The organism is Methanosaeta sp. UBA458, from assembly GCF_002496085.1.
GTDB lineage: Archaea > Halobacteriota > Methanosarcinia > Methanotrichales > Methanotrichaceae > Methanothrix > Methanothrix soehngenii.
In genome coordinates this window covers 23,757-29,253 of the sequence record NZ_DAIK01000044.1, presented here as the reverse complement: position 1 = coordinate 29,253, position 5,497 = coordinate 23,757, and the positions used below count along the sequence as shown (strand labels likewise).

5 protein-coding genes are annotated in these 5,497 nt (G+C 53.8%); 2 read left to right on the top strand and 3 right to left on the bottom strand.

Features of this window, described 5'->3' with window-relative positions:
- From BP822_RS02945 to BP822_RS02935, 3 genes are all read right to left on the bottom strand, one after another.
- A partial coding sequence (locus BP822_RS02945; protein WP_286877708.1) for a DUF2207 domain-containing protein occupies positions 1 to 1,201 on the bottom strand: 1,201 nt, incomplete at its 3' end.
- A 47-nt stretch (positions 1,202 to 1,248) separates the two neighbouring features.
- On the bottom strand, positions 1,249 to 1,827 hold the full coding sequence (locus tag BP822_RS02940) for a LemA family protein (protein ID WP_286877707.1): 579 nt from the start codon (positions 1,825 to 1,827) through the stop codon (positions 1,249 to 1,251).
- Positions 1,828 to 1,881: 54 nt separating this feature from the next.
- Positions 1,882 to 3,780 carry a right-handed parallel beta-helix repeat-containing protein gene (locus BP822_RS02935; protein WP_286877706.1) on the bottom strand — a complete coding sequence of 633 codons (1,899 nt, stop codon included), beginning with the start codon at positions 3,778 to 3,780 and terminating at the stop codon, positions 1,882 to 1,884.
- 146 nt (positions 3,781 to 3,926) lie between these two features.
- Between BP822_RS02935 and BP822_RS02930 the strand changes: the two genes are divergently transcribed.
- Both BP822_RS02930 and BP822_RS02925 read left to right on the top strand, forming a co-directional pair.
- Positions 3,927 to 4,997, top strand: coding sequence for a TIGR00341 family protein (locus BP822_RS02930; protein WP_013719608.1), 1,071 nt, complete (start codon positions 3,927 to 3,929; stop codon positions 4,995 to 4,997).
- A 72-nt stretch (positions 4,998 to 5,069) separates the two neighbouring features.
- Positions 5,070 to 5,497: MarC family protein (locus BP822_RS02925; protein WP_286877705.1), on the top strand; the 428-nt coding region annotated here is incomplete at its 3' end.

Here is a 5,497-nt window from a genome sequence, read left to right as displayed (position 1 = left end):
CTGTATCGTTGGACTTTGCCAGGGATTTCACCTCCGCCTCAAAGCCCGGAGCAGAGAACGCCCCTCCTCGAGAGTTATCCTGGAGAAACTCGATCACCCTTCTCTCATAGTCATCGAGATCCGGTGCAGATGGGGAGAGGACCATTATCTCGGTCCCGGATAATGTATCTATCCTGATGATATCCCGCTTATGCAGATCCAGCAACGTGGCATAGAATCCGTCCTGATCGAAATCGAAGGCATCCCCCTTGAAGAGCATATTCACCTGCCAGGGCCTTCTCCTGCTGGGTGGGGTGGAAAGGGCCCTGGGCACGGTATATCTCTTCTCCCTGCCAATGAGCAGGTAGACGAGAATCAATAGCATTGGCAGTGCAGCCACTAAAAAGCGCAATACGAACAATAGGCTTGATCCCTCACTTTCCTGAGCGGTGATGGTCCTCTGATAGACATTCGAGACCTCTCGGGTGATGCCCTCGATGATATTCGCTGTCTGGGGCAGGAGAAGCATCTCAACCTCTATCAGCTCATCTTTGGGGCTGCCACCAGTGATGACCCAAATCTCTCCCTCCTTTTGAGTTCTCAATTGAGGATGAGTGAAAAGCTCTACTATCAATTCGTCCGGGTCATGAATGTATATCGCAATCTGCCGGTAGGGCAGATGCTCATTCGCCAGCATGAGGTTCCAGTGGCATAACTCCTGGTCGCACTCCAGATAGGGATGAATGCGGAAGAGATACTCCATCTGATATTGCCCGGTAGAGAACCTCTGGGGATAGTAGCCTCCCGCCTCATTCACCAGGGCCAGGGAGGCGATCTCGCTATTGTAGCGATTGCCTGAGGCCGATAATATCTGAACTGTGCCATTATGATCCCTTACATAGGGCACAGCCCCCGAGGTGGGGAGGATACTCAGGGGCTCTATATAAGGGATGTCCAGGCTCTGGCTGGAGAGGGGCATTTTCCAATTGCGGTAGAGCATCCGGTACTTCCCCGAGCTTTTCACCTGATAGTCGAACCTCTCAGCCAGAGTGCCGTTGAGGTACAGATCTGCCCGGTAGCTGTCAACATACACATCCCCCAAAAAGAGGCCTGCCGGGAAGGGCTCCTCCAGGAATGGAATGCCTCCGGTTAGATAAAGCCCGCCAAGGCCGATCAGGGCCACAATGCCAATTAATACAGCTGCTTGCCTCTCCTCTTTCATCCCATGCCACCTTCATTCTTGGAGCTGCGGATTGTGGTCAAATGTTATTATTTCCACTCCACCTTTGGCCGTGATGGTTCTGTCTCCTCTCCGGTATAATATCCCGCCCGGCGCAGCTCATCCTCCTCGAAGCTGAGGTAGTCGAGCCTGGGCATGGAGGCAGCTATCCAGCGGGAGGGGAACGTATCGCGCATGGTATTGAACTCCTGCACGATGTTGTTGTAGGTGTACCTGTGTCTGGCTATCTCATCCTCCAGCTCCCGGATGGCATTCATGGAGTTTATCGTTGCCTGGGAGGTCTTCAGATCGGGATAGCTCTCTGCCACCAGGCGGATGTTGCCCAAAACCCCGCGGCTCTCCTTCTCCACCCTTCCCAATTCTTGCGCCCCCGCTTCTTGTAGCCCCGATCTCATCCCCGTGATCTTCTCCAGGGTCTGTCTCTCGAAATGGGCATAGCTCTCTATGGAGTCTACAAGCTGCTCGATGGTGTCCAGCCTCTTTTTCATGGCCACTTTAATCTGGGAGAGGGTGGCATCAGCGCCATTTCTCAGGCTCTGCAGGCGGTTATAGGTCATCACAAAGTAGCCTGCTACAAGGAGTAAAACTGCCAGGATAATCAGAAGCATGAGGGAGTCGATCATCAATTGAATTATGCATCTTATTTGCATAAATAACTAGCTTCATTGCATGAGACAGGANNCCACAGTCACCACATTGCTGTAGGCCAGGATCGGTCGGTTAACATCATCTCCGAAAAGGCGGAAGTCGTACTGCCCGGGCTTGGACGGAAGCTGCCAGACCATGCTGCCGCAGCTCTTGCCTCCGGTGGAACGCTTTCCTGAGTCGAACTTGTCCGGGCTGGTAAGGCCATACATGCCGATGACGCTCGCCGGTGCCGCGCCCCAGTAGGTGACTGTGACCGTCCCCCCTGCAGCCACCTGGGATGGCTCGGCGACCATCTTATGGCCGGAGTCGGCCTTCACTTCGACAGCATTGCTTGATGCTAGTGGAATTGATTCTCCCGTGGCAAACAGCTTGAACACATAGCTTCCAGCCTCCTCAGCGGTGAATGTGACGGCACCACTTTCCCTTCTCGCCAGGCTCTGGCTGGAAAGGGCATTTGATGATTCAGACCTGTACATGCCGATCCAGTCCTTCTCCCCTCCCCGCGCTCCCTGGAAGGAGACAGTGATCTTCTCGCAGGTGAGGACGGAGGAAGGCGATGCACTGATCTGGGGGGAGGAGACATTGAACGGCAGGGATATGACGGCAGTAGCATTAGAATCGTGCATTACGAGCTTGAAAGAGCCTTCCATATAAGGAGCAGTCAGCAGGATGTCTCCGGAAATGTTCTCTCCCAGATAAAGATCCTGGGCCAGATTTTCTTCATCCAGGGCAATAGACTGGAGGCCCAGCCAGGCATCGATACCCGCTGGGGTTGTATAGTTCAGCCTCATCTCGCCCCCGGGAAGGAAGCTCGTGCCAGAAAGCTGCATGAAGGCGCAGCCCCTGCCGCTGACAAGGCCGGGCTCCCGGATTGGAGAAGCCTGGGGGTGCTCGTCTATGCTGGGGCCGCCAGGTATCGAATAGGAGGTAGCGCAGATCGTCCTTCCTCTGCATCCCTCCTCTGGATCATTGAAATCGCTGTAATTGTTGCCGATGAGGCCGTCATCCCAGCGGTTTCGGCCATCGTCATATGCATTCGCCTCGTTGGAAAGGTTATTCAGATAAATGGTGTTATTGGAGGGGGTTATTGCCCCGGAAGGGGTGGCATTATAGGATATGAAAACCCCCTTTCCCTTTGTTGAGACCGCTATAGAAGACTCTTGACTTGTGAGGGAGATGCCCTTTTCATTTCCCTGGATATCGTTCCTAGCCACCAGGTTGCTCCGGCTCTTCTCCATCACCAGCCCCACCTCATTATCTTCAGCAAGATTGCCTTCGATCAGATTGGAGTGACTGGCCTGGAGATACATGGCCTCGAACTGGTTATTCTGCAAGAGATTGCCGACTATCTCATTGGTATGGGAGTCCTCCAGCCTCAGGCCGTACCTGTTATCCCTAATCCGATTCCCTTCCAGGCGGTTTCGGCTGGAGTTCTTCAGGTACATACCCTCATTGCCGTTTCCTTCTATCAGATTGCTCAGGATGGTGTTATTTATAGCATGGCTCAGGACAACACCCGCATTCCCACAGCCATGGACCAGGTTATCGATTATCAGATTATCATTAGATTGGATCAGTATACCAGCGCTTTCCCTCCTGCTGCTCTGGCTCTTTATCGCAAATCCCTCGATGGTTACCCCCTTCGCCAACAGGATTATGGCCGGCCCCTCGTCGGACTGCACCTGAGGCTGGCCCCCGCCAGTATCTATCCCCCGGAGGACGAGCGATTTGTCCACCACCAGGCTCTCATTGTAGCTGCCGCTAGAAACCAGTATGATCTCTCCTGGGGCAGCAGAATCTATCGCCTTCTGAATTCGGTCGCCTGAATGGACGGTGATATCACCATTTACAGGGCCCGTGAACAGGATGAACGCAAGCGATACTGCCAAAAGAATGGATCCCTTTTCTGCCATGGCCTTCACACAGCCGATGAACTGGTTTTTGGGTATAAAACGCCATCCCTCAAGCTAGCTTCCTATTTGGCCCAACATGGCAGAATTTATAAGCAAGATGCCTCTATTAAAACAGGAGGACAAGAAGGCGGCTGCTGGAGTGAATAATGGCCCTGCGTTCAATTGAGATAACCCTTCCTGAAGGGAAGAAAGAGCAGATCGAAGAGCTGCTCAGCGAAAGAAAGGAAGCTTTAGATGTTAGAATGCAGCATATCATAGGGGTCTGGAAGCATCCGGTAAAGGGTGTGATGTACAGCCGCCTCTCAGAAGAACAAATCCTGGTGAAGATCCTCGTCTTTGCCGAGGAGAGCGAGAGTCTGCTCAAGTCCCTGCAGGAGAGGTTCTCGGACGAGGATGGTTTCCGAATAAATATAATCCCCGTCGAGGCCTCCCTTCCCGCGGAAGAGATGGCAGTGAAATCCACTGACGCCGCTGACCTCTCCGGGGATAAGGAGAACAAGAGCTTCCGGCTGAGCAGGGAGGAGCTTTACGAGGATATCTCCACTGCCACAAAGCTGACCCGTGTCTATGTGGTTCTGGTGATCCTCTCTGCTATAGTTGCTGCCATTGGTTTATGGAATAACAGCGTAGCAATAATAATCGGTGCCATGGTCATAGCCCCTTTGCTGGGCCCCAATGTCGCCTTATCTTTAGCCGCCGCACTGGGCGATATCAATCTGGCCAAGAATGCATTAAAGACAAATGTGGTTGGTCTGGCCATTGCCGCCGCCCTTTCCATTGCAATGGGCTATTTTTTGGCCGTCGATCCCACCATTCCTGAGATCGAGTCCAGAACGGCCGTGGGCCTGGACGAGGTACTCCTCGCCCTGGTCTCAGGCTGCGCGGGAACGCTGGCCTTCACCTCTGGCGCCCCGGCAACTCTGATCGGAGTAGCAGTGGCAGTTGCCCTCCTCCCCCCGCTGGTGACCTCCGGCCTGCTCTTAGGGGCTGGATACACCACTCTAGCTTATGGAGCGTTCCTCCTCTTCCTGGTGAACATCGCCAGCATCAACCTGGCAGGGGTTGGCACCTTTCTGGTGCAGGGCATATCTCCCCGGGATAAGCCCGGGGACAGATGGTCAAAACAGCATCTGGCCTTCACTGCCCTGGTTATCATCAGCCTTTTGGCCATACTCTCCGTAACCATCCTCCACCTTTGGGAGAGCTGGATTGGATGAGATGATCTATTTAAGGCAAGGGCCACATATGAGCTGTAGGCCGCAGAACAAAATGGCCAAAAGGGAAATTCAATGGATGCAGGCGATTACCTACTCTACTTCGTATATGTCTTCAGCACCATCTTCGTGATAGTCAATCCCATCGAGGCCACCATGGTCTATGTCACCCTGACCATCGGCTTGCCCCCTCTGGAAAAGAGCCGTATCTATAAGAGGGCCACATTGGTCGCCTTTATCATTGCCATTCTCTTCGCCATGGCAGGCGATCTCGTTCTCCGCCTCTTCGGCATCACCACGGACAGCCTATCCGTGGCTGGAGGAGTTCTCCTCTTCCTGGTGGCCATAGACATGCTCAGAGGAGTCCACCAGCAGAAGAAGGTAACGGAAGAGGAATTGAAGGATGCCAATAGCAGGGAGGATATCTCCGTCTTTCCCCTGGCCACGCCCCTTCTCACCGGACCGGGTGCGATCACCACGGTGGTGGTCCTGATGGGATCGGC